Source organism: Thalassococcus profundi (assembly GCF_003344785.1).
Taxonomy (GTDB): domain Bacteria; phylum Pseudomonadota; class Alphaproteobacteria; order Rhodobacterales; family Rhodobacteraceae; genus Puniceibacterium; species Puniceibacterium profundi.
In genome coordinates this window covers 129,712-143,824 of sequence record NZ_QPMK01000005.1, presented here as the reverse complement: position 1 = coordinate 143,824, position 14,113 = coordinate 129,712, and the positions used below count along the sequence as shown (strand labels likewise).

Here is a 14,113-nt window from a genome sequence, read left to right as displayed (position 1 = left end):
CCATGGCGCCCAAGGCGGCCTTGCGGTCCCCGAGCGCAGCCGCGAGTCGCCGTGACCGGGCGTCAGACCCTGTTGTTACGGCTTGCGTCCCCGTTGCCGGGTTGTGCAGTATTCCTTCAAGCGACCGACAAACTGTGGCACTGTGGTTTGCGGTTCATCCCACGGGAGTTTGCGTGACAGACCGTACTGAAATCAGAGGGATCGTCGGGATTGGCGCATCCGCCGGCGGGCTCGAGGCACTGGCCGAGCTGGTCGCGGAAATTCCCGAGCGCTGCGGGCTTGCCTTCGTCATCGTGCAGCATCTGTCGCCCGATCATCCGTCGATCATGCACGAACTGCTCGGGTCGCATACGGCTCTGCAGGTCCGCAAGATCGAACATGGGATGGCGGTCGCGCCGGACACCATATTCGTCATTCCCTCGGGCCAGGCGCTCGAAATCATGAGCGGCCGGTTCCGCCTGAAGCCGCGCGACAATACCGTGGGTGTGCGCACCCCCATCGACGGCTTCCTGACCTCGCTCGCGCGGGCCTACGGCGAAATGGCGAGCTGCGTGATCCTGTCGGGGACAGGCACAGACGGCACGATGGGCCTGAAGGCGATCAAGGCCGCGGGGGGCATCGCGCTGGTGCAGGAAGCCGCCTCGGCCCGTTTTCCCGGCATGCCCGACAGCGCCGCCGCGACCGGTGTGGTCGATGCGCGGCTGGCCCCTGGCGATGTGCCGGCGAACCTCATCTCGATGCTGAACCACCGCGACGAGGTCCGCAACGGCCACCGCAAGGACCATGTCTTTGCCGCGATCGAATCCCGGCTCCCGGACGTGATCGACCTGTTGAACACCCAGGACGGCCAGGACTTTTCGAATTACAAGCCCGGCACTATGGTGCGGCGGATCGAGCGGCGGATGATGCTGCAGCTTCAGACCGACATCGAAAGCTACCTGTCGCTGCTCAGGCGCGACGCGGACGAACGCACCCGGTTGCTGCAAGACTTCCTGATCGGTGTCACGCGGTTCTTCCGCGACCCCAAGGCCTTTGCGGCGCTGACCGAACACGTCATCGAACCGCTGCTGGCGCGCGACCAGAACAGATTCCGAATCTGGGTGCCCGGCTGTTCGACCGGGGAAGAGGCCTATTCCATCGGCATCCTGTTCTCGGAGGCGCTGCGCCAGGCCGACGACCGGCGCGAATTGCAGATCTTCGGCACGGATATCGATCTCAACAGCCTGCGCCATGCCCGGTCGGCCATGTATAGCGACGCCACCCTTGAAAGCGTGCCGGAAGACCTGATCAAGCGCTATTTCATCGCGCATAAGGGCCATTACCAGGTCGCCTCGCGGCTGCGCGAACGGGTCGCCTTCGCGCCGCACAACCTGCTGCGCGACCCGCCGTTCTCGCGCATCGACATCATCTCTTGCCGCAATCTGCTGATCTATCTCAACACCGAAGGGCAGGGTGCGGTGATGCCGCGGTTCCACTACGCGCTGTGCAATTCGGGCTTCCTGTTTCTGGGACCGTCGGAATCCGTGGAAAGCCGGGGCAGCTATTTCAACGTCGTGTCGCGCGATCACCGGATCTACCGGCGCAACGACACGGTGTCGGTCGGTTTCTCGGCCCTGACCGGTCGCCGCCCGCCGCAAAGCACGATGCCCCAGAGGCATATCGACACCACCGACACCGCCCTGTTCGAGGCGCCGTCGGTCACGCCGGATTACGAAACGCAGATCGACCAGTATTTCCTCAACCGGCACGCGCCGCCCTATTTCGTCGTCAACGCGTCCGACGAGGTCAGCTATCTTTCGGGCACGCTCGGGCCCTATGTGCGCCCGGCGAAGGGCGCGCTTTCGGCACGGCTCGAAGACCTGCTGTCGCGCGAAATCAGGTCGGTGCTTCGGCCGCTTCTGGCCCGGGTGCGCGAGGATGGCGGCACGGCTTTCGAAACCGTGTCCCTGACGATCGAGGGCGCCGCGCCCACGGCGCGGATCACCGTCGAATCGCTGCCGTTTGCCGACGGCGACATGATGGTCGTGATCCAGCCCGTCGCGCGGTCCGAGACCGATCCGGGCCAGCCCTCTCCGGAAACGGCGCTGTCCCTGCACAGTGCTGAGGAAGAGCTTGCCCGGGTGCGCCGGCGTCTCAACGCCTCCGAAGCCGGGCACGCGGTCGCCGAGCAGGAGTTGCGCAGCGCCAACGAAGAGCTGCTGTCGATGAACGAGGAGTTGCAGAGCTCGAACGAGGAACTCGAAACCTCGCGCGAGGAGCTGCAATCCATCAACGAGGAGCTCGAGACGATCAACGCCGAGCTGTCCGAGAACAACTCCCAGCTCAACGAGGTGAATTCCGACCTCAAGAACGTGCTCGACAGCACCGATATCGCCAAGCTGATCCTGGCCCAGGGTCTGATCGTGCGGCGGTTCACGCGCACGGCGCAGAACATCCTGCATATCGACGACCGCGATATCGGCCGCAAGGTCACCGATCTGAAGTGGCAGATCGACTATCCGGAGCTTGCCGATGACGTGACCCGCGTCGAGCAGACGTTGCAGGTCGTCGACCGCGAGATCGCCAACCCCGCGACCGGAGTATTCTACCAGGTGCGAGTGCGGCCCTATCGCCGCATCGACGACCGGCTTGACGGCTGCATCATCACCTTCTTCGACGTCACCCGGCGCAAGCGGGCGGAACTCGACCTGCGCGAAAGCCGCGAGCGGCTCGCTGCTGCGCTCGCTGCGGGCAACCTCGGCGTGCATGTCTATTATCCGCAGACCGGCAAGCTGGTCTGGGACGACCGGATGCGCGAGATCTGGAACGTCGGTGCCGATCGCGAGATCGACTACGACCTGTTCATGGATCGCATCCACCCGGACGATCGCGAGGCGACCCAGGCCGCTGTCGATGCCGCCTTCGACCCCCGCGGCGATGGCACGTACAACGCCGAGTACCGCGTGCTGCAGTCGGACGGCGCGCCAATCTGGGTGCGCGCCGACGGCTCCGTGACGCTGGAGAACGGCAAGCCCGTGCGCCTGGTCGGTACGGTGAAGGACATCACGGAACGGCACGAGGCCGAACAGCGGATGCAGGCCTATGCCGCCCGACTCGAACTGACCTACGAGGTCACCGGCATCGGTGCCTGGCAATGGGAGGTGCGGGACGACGTCTCGGTCTGGACGCCCAACATGTTCGATCTTCTGGGCGCCCCGCGCGAGGCAAAGCCGTCGCTGGCCACTTTCGCAAGCTACATCCTGGACGAGGATCGCGATCGCGTGGTCCGGGAACTCGAAACCGCGATGGACACCGGTGCGCTTTTCGACAGCCAGTTTCACATCCGGCGCGGCGACGGCGAAGAGCGCGTGCTCGTCGGCAAGGGCCGCATCATCTACAACCGCAGCCGCGAACCGGAATCCATGATCGGCATCAACTTCGACGTGACCGATGACGTGGAAAAGGAGGCGCGCCGCGACCTGCTGACCAGCGAACTCAACCACCGGGTCAAGAATTCGCTTGCGACCATCCAGTCGATCGCGTCGCAGACGATCCGCCACGCGCCCGACATGGAAAGCTTCAAGCAAAGTTTCATGGGACGGATTCGCGCCATCTCTCGCGCGCACGACCTCTTGATCAATCTCGACGACCGCGAAGGCACGGTGGCCGATCTGGTCGTCTCGCAGGTCGGCCCCTATGCCTCTGAAACCGACCGCCAGTTGCAGGCCCGGGGGCCGCGCATCCAGCTGGGTCCGAGCGTCGCCCACGGGCTGGGCCTCGTCCTGCACGAACTGGCCAGCAACGCGTCGAAATACGGCGCGCTGTCCCGTGAAGGCGGACGGGTCGAAATCGACTGGAGCCGCACCACGCTCGACGATGTTCCCGCCCTGCACCTGGTGTGGCGCGAGATCGGCGGCCCGCCGGTCGAGCCGCCCGAGCGGACCGGGTTCGGAACCGTTCTGATCGCCGACTCGTTGACGCACAGCCTTGGCGGCGCGTCGCGGATCGACTATGCCCGCGACGGTCTGGTTGCCGAAATCGACTGCAAGTTGCGCTCTGGAGACGACGGATGAGGAAATCGGTTCTGGTCCTGGAAGACGAGGCCATCGTCGCGATGGATCTGGCCGCGGAACTCAGTGACGCCGGATGGCAGGTGCTGGGGCCTGCCGGTTCAATTCCCGAAGCGATCCGGCTGATCGAAATTGAACTGCCGGATGCGGCAGTTCTCGATGTGAACCTGTCCGGCACGAAGTCTTTCGACCTTGCCAAGACCTTGCGCGACCGCGGCTGTTCGGTGCTGTTCCTGACCGGCTATGCCAAGGACACGATTCCCGCCCACCTGTCCGACGCGCCGGTCGTCGCCAAACCGGTCGACCCCGCCGCGCTGACCCGGCAACTGGCCGCGATCGGCCGACCCGAGTGATGGCGTCGGCTTTGTTGCGTCAGCAGCTTCGGTCTTCGTCACCACACCGACGGGTGTGCCAGGGTGCGCGCTTGTCGGGGCGTCCCTGATAGGGAGTGCGCCGAAGCGGAAAGCGAAAACACGGAGTCGCGTTGAATCCTTAGGGTCATGCCGGGGGCCGACGGCGGGATATGAGTTTCGCTCAGCTGCGCCTGGTTCAGGTTGGGTCGGCGGCCATCTGTGCGAGCCTATGGCAGCATATGGAGTGCCAATCGAGTGGCCCCGTTTTCCGGAAGCAGGTCATCACTCGTCTTCCCGCCTCTCCGCAGACACCTATTTCGAAGTCATCTGCGGCAGCGAAGAGGGCCTTTGAACCCTGATATCGTCGGAGGCGCAAATCGAACAAGGTGGTCCGACTTTCTCCTCCCTGCGGCGACATTTCCCTCAGTACCTGTACCCCAGCCGCTCCTCGAGCGCCGGGTCGGTCTGACTGCGCAGGAAATCGAGGTCTTCCGCACAGATCGCCTGCGGCGCGGCGGGGCGGGTGTCGATGGCGGGTTTGAACTTCGACCCCAGTCGTTTGGTGACAGGGCTGTAGGGGCCCGTCATCGTGGTCGAGAAGGCGGCGCAGAGGTCGGACAGGAACGCCTCCGGTGCCGCCTGCACGGCCTCCAGCCGTGCCAGGACCAGCGGGCAGCCGCGGTTGCTATAGGACAGCAGGCCCCGCAGCTTCGCGGTCCGCAAGGCAAAGAGGTTGGCGAAACAGGCCCCGGTCAACGGGTCGCGGTCCTGCTGAAGCGGCTGGCCAAGCCCGCCCAGGGCCTCCATCTGCGGGAAATAGCGCGCGCGGTCGGCGACGGTGGCCCATTCGGCGCGGATGAAGGCGGAAAAGTCCAGCGCCTGCATGGCGGGCGGACAGTGCCAGGGCTTGGCGAACATCGACAGCGCCCAGGGGCGCGCGTCGCGCACCACGCAGACCACCGCCACATCCTCGGGCACCGCGATCATCTGGGCAAAACCGTGTTTCCAGCCCAGATCCTCGATAGGCCGCAGCGCGGTGTTCTTGCCGATCAGGCGCTTGACGAAATTCGTCCCCGACGAGCGTTCGCCGAAGACTTGGTACCGCCGCAGCGGCGCCGTCCCCGGCACCATCTGCCAGCCCTTCTCGGAAAACTCCTGCGCGATCACCGGGCCTGCCCCCATTATTATGCTTTGCGCGCAACGATAGGACGGCGCCCGCCAGAATGCGATTCTCTAATGCACCGGCCCACGCTAGGATCGCGAAAAAACAGCGAGGCAGAGCAGATGCAGACGGTGGCAGCCGCCGTGACGATGGTCCGGGACGACGCGTTTTTCCTTAGCGCATGGCTGCGCCATTACGGCGGGCTGCTGGGGCGCGAGAACTGCTATATCGTCAACCACGGCCGCGGCGATGTGGTGGCGGAACTGGCCGCGGGCGCCAACGTGATCGGCATTCCGGGCGACCCCCATGCCAATTTCGACATGAAGCGCTGGCGGCTGCTCAACGGGTTGGTGGCGGGGCTGCGCAGCTACTACAGCCACGTCATCGTCGGCGATGTCGACGAGCTGGTTGTGGTGGACCCCGAGGCCGGGCAGGACCTGCTCGACTTCCTCGCGGCGCAGCCCATCCGCCGCGTCCTCACGCCTGTCGGGCTCGAAGTCATTCACCGCATCGATATCGAGGACACGCCGATCACCGATCGTATCCTCGGGCCGCGGCGGCACGTGCGACTCGCGCCGCATTATTCCAAACCCTGCATCCTGAGCCTCGGCACCAAGATCGCGCGGGGCGGGCATTTCACCCAAGCGTCCAAGCTCTTCACTCCCGATCCGCTCTACCTGCTGCACCTCAAGTTCTGCGATTTCGGCAATTACGTCACGGTGATGAACCAGCGCAACGCGGTGACCGAAGCGGTGGGCGTCGGCGTCAGGGACGCCTCCATCGGCCGTCACTGGTTCGCGGAAGCGCGGGGCGAGGATCGTGCGGTGTTCGAAGGTTTCGCAGAGCTGGAAATGCAGGAGGGGTTCGACCTTGGCTGGGTGCGCAAGCGGATGCATCGGACCTGGAAGGCGCGCGGGGAAACCGGCTATTGGCAATTCGACCGCCCCGATCATGCGCTGCAATATCGCCTGCCGGAGCGGTTTACCGGCCTGATCTGAGCCGTCACGGCAGGTTCAGAATGAATTTGCGCAGCGTCTGCGCCGTCTCCTGCGGCGACTGGTCGGGGAAGAAATGCCCGCCCGGGATGGCTTCGTGGCGCATGTCGGCCAGCCGCGGCGCCCAGGTGTCGGGCACGTCCATCGCCTGCGCCATGGCGCCCTCGGCGCCGTAGAGCACCAGCGCGGGCGCGGTGACCTGCCGCGCGAGGTCCGCGGCGTCGTGGCCGAAGTCGATGTCGATGGCGGCGCGGTAGTCGTTGCACATGGCCCGGATCGCCGCCGGATCGCGCCAGGCGGTGCGGTAGGCCACGAGCATCTCGGCGTCGAAATCCGAAAGCTGCGCCTTGCCGAAGCCCAGCAGGCAACGTTCGAAATAGGCGTCCGGGTCGTGCCCGATCAGCGTTTCGGGAAAGGGGGCGGGCTGGGCCAGGAAAAACCAGTGGTAATAGGCCCGTGCCACAGGTGTGGTAAGCTGGTCGAGCAGGTGATGGGTGGGCACGATGTCCATGACGGTGAGGCTTTGCACTGCCTCCGGATGGTCGAGCGCCAGCCGGTGCGCCGTGCGCGCGCCGCGGTCGTGACCGACGAGGTGGAACCGGTCGTGCCCCAGCGCCTGCATCAGCGCCACCATGTCCGCCGCCATGGCACGAAAGCTCATCTCGGGCAGGGTCTCGGGTTTGGAGCTGTCGCCATAGCCGCGCAGATCGGCGCAGATCACCCGGAAATTTGCGGCCAGCACCGGCGCGATCCGGCGCCACATCGCGCGGGTCTGAGGAAAGCCGTGCAGGAGCAGCACCGGAGGGCCGTCGCCTTGTGCGTCATAGGCGATGCTCTGTCCGTTGACGTCGCGGGTTGTGAGGGGGGCGGCAGGCTCGGGGATCATTGCCCGAGTGAGGTTACCAACGCCACTTTGTCCCAGTCAACGCCCGGGACCGAGCTCTTGACCGTGGAATGCGCCGCAAGGATCAGCGAGCGCGAATTCTCGTCCATCATGCCGAGTCCGGCCTGGAACACGCTGGGCGGCGTGTAGACCAGCGCCAGCGCCGCGGTGGCGCCCATCAGCAGATTGCGGCTGTTGGTGCGCCTGGGACCGGATTTCAGGAAGAACCGCACGAGGTGCAGCAGGATCATCACCCCCGACACGGCAAGCAGCGCGCCGAGGCCCGAGACCACAAGGTCCTGATGCTGGGGCGCCAGGCTGCCCTGCAGCAGGCTGTCCTGAATATACGCCTTGTTGCGGGCGATGCCGATGACCAGGTAGAACCAGCCAAAGCCCGCAAGGGCGCAGAGGATCGGACGCTCGGGTGTGGTGTCCTTTTGATATGCCTTGTGCCCGTGCTTGGAAAAAGCCGGGTCCAAACGCTTCAGCCGACTGTCGAAGTCGCTGCGGGTCTGTTTTCTGAAAGCATATTTCCTCATGCGCTAAGGCCTAAGAGGCAAATGTGGCGGAGTTGTGGATAAATGACGGTGCGGCACGTCCAGAATAGCGAAAAATAAACGAAAAACTAAGGATTTCGGAACTTTCCTTAAACTCTATCCGGCTTTTTGTCACTCTATCTGTCCGTCGCGGCCTCAGACCTTTGCGATTGCATTCAGGATTCGCGCCCAGCTGCGCGTGCCCTTGTGAAAGCTTTCCAGATCATATTTCTCGTTCGGCGAATGGATCGCGTCATCGTCCTTGCCGAAGCCGATCAGCATCGCATCCATCTGCAGAATATCCTGGAAATACCCCGCAATCGGGATCGACCCGCCCGATCCGATATAGGCGGCGGGATCTGGCCATTCGTCCGACAGGGCTTCGCGCGCCGCTTCGAAGGCCGGATGGGTGATCGACATGGTCGAGGCAGGCGATGCACCGTGGCCTTGGAAGTCCGCTGTGCAGTCGGGCGGCAACTGTTCCTCCACCCAGCCGCGGAAACTTTCGCGGATGGCGTGCGGGTCCTGCTGGCCGACAAGGCGGAAGCTGATCTTGGCGCTGGCCTTGGACGGCAGGACGGTCTTGAAGCCGTCGCCGGTATAGCCGCCCTTGATCCCGTTCGCCTCGCAGGTGGGGCGCGACCAGATCATCTCGAGCGCCGAGCGCCCCTGTTCGCCCGCCGGGGTGCCGAGTCCGACATCGCCGAGAAACGCCGCGTGGTCGAAGCCCAGGGCTTCCCACTGCGCGGCGATCTCGGGCGAAAGCTCGGGCACGCCGTCGTAGAAGCCCGGCACGGTGACGCGGCCGGTGTCGTCGTGCAGGCCGGCGATGATCCGGCTCAGCACCCTTATCGGGTTCATCGCGGGGCCGCCGTACATGCCCGAATGCAGGTCCTTGGAGGGCCCGGTGATCGTGACCTCTTCGCCCAGCAGGCCGCGCAGGGTGGTGGTGATCGCCGGCACGCGGCTGTCGAAAAGCCCGGTGTCGCAGATCAGCGCGACGTCCGCCTTCAACTCATCGGCATTGTCCTTGAGGAACGGCACCAAGGAGGGCGAGCCCGATTCCTCCTCTCCTTCGAACAGGAAGGTGATCTTGCAGGGCAGGGCGCCGTTCACCGCCTTCCAGGCGCGGCAGGCCTCGACAAAGGTCATCAGCTGGCCCTTGTCGTCGGAACTGCCGCGGCCTCGGATCACCTTGCCTTTGGCGGTGTCCTCGACCTGCGGGTCGAACGGGTCGCGGTCCCAAAGCTCCAGCGGGTCCACCGGCTGCACGTCGTAATGGCCGTAGAACAGAACGTGCGGCCCGGGCCCGTCGACGTGGCCCACGACCATCGGATGCCCCGGTGTCGGCCGCTTCGACGCCTCGACCCCGATCGACGCGAGATCGGCCACCAGCCAGTCGGCGGCGGCGTCGCAGTCCGCCTTGTAGGCCGGATCGGTCGAGATCGACGGGATGCGGAGCAGCGCCTTGAGCCGGTCGGTGGCCTCGGTCAGATCGGTGTCGATGCGGGACAGAACGGGATCGAGTGACATGGGCGCGGCCTTGCGATTGGGAGAGGACTTGCGCGCGACGGTATCAGGCTCGCGTCCGGTGTCCAGCGGCTCAGATCGAGATTGTCACCAGCCCCGCGATCACCAGTCCGGCGCCCATGCCCTGGCGCCAGGTGAAGGCATCGCCGATGCTGGCGGCATAGCCCAGCACCAGCAGCGTTTCTGCGGCAACGATGGCGACATAGACGACCGACAGGCTGGTCTGGCGCAGCAGGTGCACCTCGGACCAGACCGCGATGGCAAGGCCGGTCAAGAGAAGGGCAAGACCGGCAGGGATGGCCCCGACGGACATGGCCTTCATGCCGACGGCGGACAGGGCATAGCCCAGTGCAGAGACCAGCACGAGGCCGGGCAGGCTGAACAGCAACAGACTCTGGGTCATCGGAAACACTCGGACACGGGCGCGTCACAGCGCGTTGAAATGTGCAGGCAGAAGAAAGTCTTTGATCAATCCGCGCAGTTTGCGGCAAAGCGGTCCTGCTGTACAGGCCGGAATTCCTTGCCTCCGGGCCGCGGCAACGTACCTTTGTCGGTGTGGTTGATATGGATCAAGGCTGCGACGGTTGGTCGTAACCTAAACGGTTGCGAACCCGGTGAGTGACCTATATCCATTCACGAACTTGAATGCGGGATGCCCCCCGCACCGACGGCCGCCTCGAACGGCCCGCTAAAGACAGGAGGCGCCGGTGGACTACACCGCGAAACTCGACCAAGCCCTGAACCGCCTGCACGAAGAAGGCCGTTACCGGACCTTCATCGACATCGAGCGCAAGCAAGGTCAGTTTCCGCATGCCACCTGGCGCAAGTCCGACGGCTCCGAGTGCCCGATCACCGTATGGTGCGGCAACGACTATCTTGGCATGGGGCAGCATTCGGCGGTCCTGAAGGCCATGCACGAGGCGCTTGACGCCACCGGCGCGGGCTCCGGCGGCACGCGCAACATCTCGGGCACCACAGTCTATCACAAGCGGCTCGAGGCCGAGCTGGCTGACCTGCACGGCAAGGAAGCGGCTCTGCTCTTCACCTCGGCCTACATCGCCAACGACGCGACGCTCTCGACCCTGCCGAAGCTGTTTCCGGGGCTGATCATCTATTCCGACGCGCTCAACCATGCGAGCATGATCGAGGGCGTGCGCCGCAACGGCGGGGCCAAGCGCATCTTCCGTCACAACGATGTCGCGCACCTGCGTGAACTGCTCGAGGCCGACGATCCCGCGGCGCCGAAGCTGATCGCCTTCGAATCGATCTATTCCATGGATGGAGATTTCGGTCCGATCGAGGCGATCTGCGACCTCGCCGACGAATTCGGCGCGCTGACCTATATCGACGAGGTTCACGCCGTCGGCATGTACGGACCGCGCGGCGCCGGGGTGGCCGAACGCGACCGGCTGATGCATCGGCTCGACATCATCAACGGTACGCTGGCAAAGGCCTATGGCGTGATGGGCGGCTATATCGCCGCATCGGCCAAGATGTGCGATGCGATCCGGTCCTATGCGCCCGGGTTCATCTTTACCACATCGCTGCCGCCCGCCGTGGCCGCCGGGGCCGCGGCATCTGTCGCGCATCTCAAGCGCGACCAGGAGCGCCGCGACCAGCATCAGACCCAGGCGAAGATCCTGAAAACCCGGCTCAAGGCCATGGGCCTGCCGCTCATCGACCACGGCAGCCACATCGTCCCGGTGATCGTCGGCGACCCGGTGCACACCAAGCAATTGTCGGACATGCTGCTGGACGGCTACGGCATCTACGTGCAGCCGATCAACTATCCGACGGTGCCGCGTGGGACCGAGCGTTTGCGCTTCACCCCGTCGCCGGTGCACGGTCCGGACGAGATGAACACGCTGATTCATGCGATGGACGAACTGTGGTCACATTGTGCGCTGAATCGTGCCGAACTGGCCGGATAGCCCTCTAAATCGTGTATTGAACCTTGCGATGTGTTAAGCTCGCCGTAATAAGTGCGCGACTCGAATCGTCATGTGTCGCGACAGGGCAGAAGCGGGGCAGGGCATGGATCACATGGGGCAGGTGTCATGATTGGGCGCAAGTCACAGCGCAAGGAGACGTTTGAGGACGCAAAGCCGATGGGCTTTGACGACTTCGAACTTCGCCTCGGTGACGTCATGCGCGGCGAGCGGGCGACGCTCGGCAAATCCCTTCTCGACGTGCAGCGCGAACTCCGCATCAAGGCGAGCTACATCGCCGCGATCGAAAATTGCGACCCATCCGCTTTCGACACGCCGGGTTTCATCGCCGGCTACGTGCGGTCCTACGCGCGCTATCTCAACATGGATCCCGACGACACGTTCGCCGCTTTCTGCGCCGAAAGCGGGTTCGCCACCGCACATGGCATGTCGGAAAAGGCGTCGGTGATCAAGAAACGCGAAGAGCTGTCCGGCGCGCCCAAGCCCAAGGCGCGCGACCCCTTCGCCCAGCCCAGCATGTCCTTCGTCCCGCAGAACGACAGCCTGCTGTCGCGCATCGAACCGGGGGCCATCGGGTCGTCGCTGGTGCTGCTGCTGCTGATCGGCGGCATCGGCTTCGGCGGCTGGTCGGTCCTGCAGGAAGTGCAGCGCGTGCAGCTTGCGCCGGTGGAACAGACACCGGTGGTGCTGTCGGACCTCGACCCGCTGGACGGCGCGGTGCGCGGCAGTGACGCCGGCGAAAGCACCGAAGGCGAGACCGAGGTCGCGGGCGTCTTCACCCCGCCGTCGAACGAGGCGCTGGACCGGCTCTACCGCCCGCAGGCGCTGGACGTGCCGGTGCTTGTGGCGCGCGATGCGCCGATCTCGACCCTCGACCCCCGCAGCGTCGGAGCCTTTGCCGAGGCCGCGCAGCGCGATCTGCCGGAGATGTCCACGCCCGACGGGTCCGACACCCGCGCCATCGACCGCGCCCTGGCAGAGGCGGTGGGCGGCGAGGTCCCAAGCCCGCAGGTGCTCGAGGACAGCGCGCCGGGTGTGACCATGCTGGCCGTGCGGCCCGCCTGGGTGCGCGTGCGCGCTGCCGACGGCACGGTGATCTACGAGGCGATCATGAACGCCGGCGACACCTACCAGATCCCGCAGACCCAGGACCCGGCGACCCTGCGCGTGGGCGAATCGGGCGCGATCTATTTCGCCATGGGCGGCCAGACCTACGGCCCCGCCGGCGCCCGCGGACAGGTGACGTCGAACCTCTCTCTGTCGGTGGCGAACCTGACCGATGCCTATTCCGTAGCGGCCATCGAGCAGGACCAGGACCTCGCGCGCGTCGTCGCCGAACTCAACGCGCCGGACCCGGTCGCGGAGCAGTGACCGCGCGCCGCGGTTGAACCGGGCCCATTCCAGCGTTAGCTATTGTGAAAGGGCAGGCGCGACGCCTGCCCGATCCGCGTTCTGAGGGAGCCCGGCCATGAGCCTCAACCACGTCCGCCCGTGGCGCAACATCTACCGCCGGACATCGCGCCAGATCATGGTCGGATCGGTCCCGGTCGGTGGCGATGCGCCGATCACCGTGCAGACCATGACCAACACGCCGACGCCCGACGTCAAGGCGACCGTGGCCCAGGTCCAGGCCGCCGCCGATGCAGGCGCCGACATCGTGCGCGTCTCGGTCCCGGACGAGGCCTCGTCGAAGGCGTTGAAGGAAATCGTCCGCGAAAGTCCGGTGCCGATCGTCGCCGACATCCATTTTCACTACAAGCGCGGCATCGAAGCGGCCGAGGCGGGCGCGGCCTGTCTGCGCATCAACCCCGGCAACATCGGCAGCAAGGAACGCGTGCGCGAAGTGATCCAGGCCGCGCGCGACCACGGCTGTTCCATGCGCATCGGCGTCAATGCGGGCAGCCTGGAAAAGCACCTGCTGGAAAAATACGGGGAGCCGTGCCCGGATGCGATGGTCGAAAGCGGGCTTGAGCATATCCGCATCCTGCAGGACAACGATTTCCACGAGTTCAAGATCAGCTGCAAGGCCTCCGACGTCTTCATGGCCGCCGCGGCCTACCAGCAGCTGGCGGAACAGACTGACGCGCCCATCCACCTCGGCATCACCGAGGCGGGCGGGCTGACGTCCGGCACGATCAAGTCCGCCATTGGCCTTGGCAACCTGCTGTGGATGGGCATCGGCGACACGATCCGCGTGTCGCTCTCGGCGGACCCGGTCGAAGAGGTCAAGGTCGGCTACGAGATCCTGAAATCCCTGGGCCTGCGCCACCGCGGCGTCAACATCATCTCCTGCCCCAGCTGCGCACGACAGGGGTTCGACGTGATCAAGACCGTCGAGGCGTTGGAAAAGCGGCTGGAGCACATCAAGACGCCGATGAGCCTGTCGATCATCGGCTGCGTGGTGAACGGCCCCGGCGAGGCGCTGATGACCGACGTGGGTTTCACCGGCGGCGGCAGCGGCGCGGGTATGGTCTACCTCGCCGGCAAGCAGAGCCACAAGCTCAGCAACGACGAGATGATCGACCACATCGTCGAGCAGGTGGAAAAGAAAGCCGCTGAACTCGAGGCGGAAGAGGCCGCAACGCAAGCGGCCGAGTAAGGGTCGGGGCCCGGCCGTGCCGCTGTGCCCGGCTTTCGAAACGCGCCGCCCGCATCA

11 protein-coding genes are annotated in these 14,113 nt (G+C 65.2%); 6 read left to right on the top strand and 5 right to left on the bottom strand.

Going from position 1 to position 14,113, the window contains the following annotated elements; genetic code table 11:
- Window positions 1–173: 173 nt before the first annotated feature.
- A complete protein-coding gene (locus tag DU478_RS08980) occupies window positions 174–4,052 on the top strand; it encodes a CheR family methyltransferase (protein ID WP_158545759.1) in 3,879 nt (1,292 codons plus the stop codon).
- Complete coding sequence (locus tag DU478_RS08975; RefSeq protein ID WP_114510618.1) at window positions 4,049–4,402, top strand: response regulator; 354 nt, start codon at window positions 4,049–4,051, stop codon at window positions 4,400–4,402. The genes DU478_RS08980 and DU478_RS08975 overlap by 4 nt, the downstream gene beginning before the upstream one ends.
- A gap of 423 nt (window positions 4,403–4,825) precedes the next feature.
- On the opposite strand, the gene DU478_RS08970 is transcribed toward DU478_RS08975, so the two are convergent.
- Window positions 4,826–5,584 (bottom strand): hypothetical protein, encoded by a 759-nt coding sequence (locus DU478_RS08970; RefSeq protein ID WP_233501175.1) that lies wholly within the window; start codon window positions 5,582–5,584, stop codon window positions 4,826–4,828.
- Between the two features lie 102 nt (window positions 5,585–5,686).
- On the opposite strand from DU478_RS08970, the gene DU478_RS08965 reads away from it, so the two are divergent.
- On the top strand, window positions 5,687–6,562 hold the full coding sequence (locus tag DU478_RS08965) for a glycosyltransferase family 2 protein (protein ID WP_114510617.1): 876 nt from the start codon (window positions 5,687–5,689) through the stop codon (window positions 6,560–6,562).
- A 4-nt stretch (window positions 6,563–6,566) separates the two neighbouring features.
- Here the strand turns inward: DU478_RS08965 and DU478_RS08960 are convergent, their stop codons facing one another.
- The 4 genes from DU478_RS08960 to DU478_RS08945 form a co-directional block, all read right to left on the bottom strand.
- Entirely contained in the window at window positions 6,567–7,445 is an 879-nt protein-coding gene (locus DU478_RS08960) for an alpha/beta fold hydrolase (protein ID WP_114510616.1), read from the bottom strand.
- Window positions 7,442–7,981, bottom strand: coding sequence for a hypothetical protein (locus tag DU478_RS08955; RefSeq protein WP_199488310.1), 540 nt, complete (start codon window positions 7,979–7,981; stop codon window positions 7,442–7,444). The genes DU478_RS08960 and DU478_RS08955 overlap by 4 nt, the downstream gene beginning before the upstream one ends.
- A 153-nt stretch (window positions 7,982–8,134) precedes the next feature.
- Window positions 8,135–9,511 (bottom strand): M20/M25/M40 family metallo-hydrolase, encoded by a 1,377-nt coding sequence (locus tag DU478_RS08950; protein WP_114510615.1) that lies wholly within the window; start codon window positions 9,509–9,511, stop codon window positions 8,135–8,137.
- A gap of 70 nt (window positions 9,512–9,581) precedes the next feature.
- Complete coding sequence (locus tag DU478_RS08945) at window positions 9,582–9,911, bottom strand: 5-aminolevulinate synthase (RefSeq protein ID WP_114510614.1); 330 nt, start codon at window positions 9,909–9,911, stop codon at window positions 9,582–9,584.
- 304 nt (window positions 9,912–10,215) lie between these two features.
- Here DU478_RS08945 and hemA point away from each other — a divergent pair, with 304 nt between their 5' ends.
- From hemA to ispG, 3 genes are all read left to right on the top strand, one after another.
- Complete coding sequence (hemA, locus tag DU478_RS08940) at window positions 10,216–11,439, top strand: 5-aminolevulinate synthase (protein ID WP_114510613.1); 1,224 nt, start codon at window positions 10,216–10,218, stop codon at window positions 11,437–11,439.
- Between the two features lie 177 nt (window positions 11,440–11,616).
- Complete coding sequence (locus tag DU478_RS08935) at window positions 11,617–12,828, top strand: helix-turn-helix domain-containing protein (protein WP_407703155.1); 1,212 nt, start codon at window positions 11,617–11,619, stop codon at window positions 12,826–12,828.
- A 97-nt stretch (window positions 12,829–12,925) separates the two neighbouring features.
- On the top strand, window positions 12,926–14,056 hold the full coding sequence (gene ispG, locus DU478_RS08930; RefSeq protein WP_114510611.1) for a flavodoxin-dependent (E)-4-hydroxy-3-methylbut-2-enyl-diphosphate synthase: 1,131 nt from the start codon (window positions 12,926–12,928) through the stop codon (window positions 14,054–14,056).
- The last annotated feature ends 57 nt before the right edge of the window (window positions 14,057–14,113 follow it).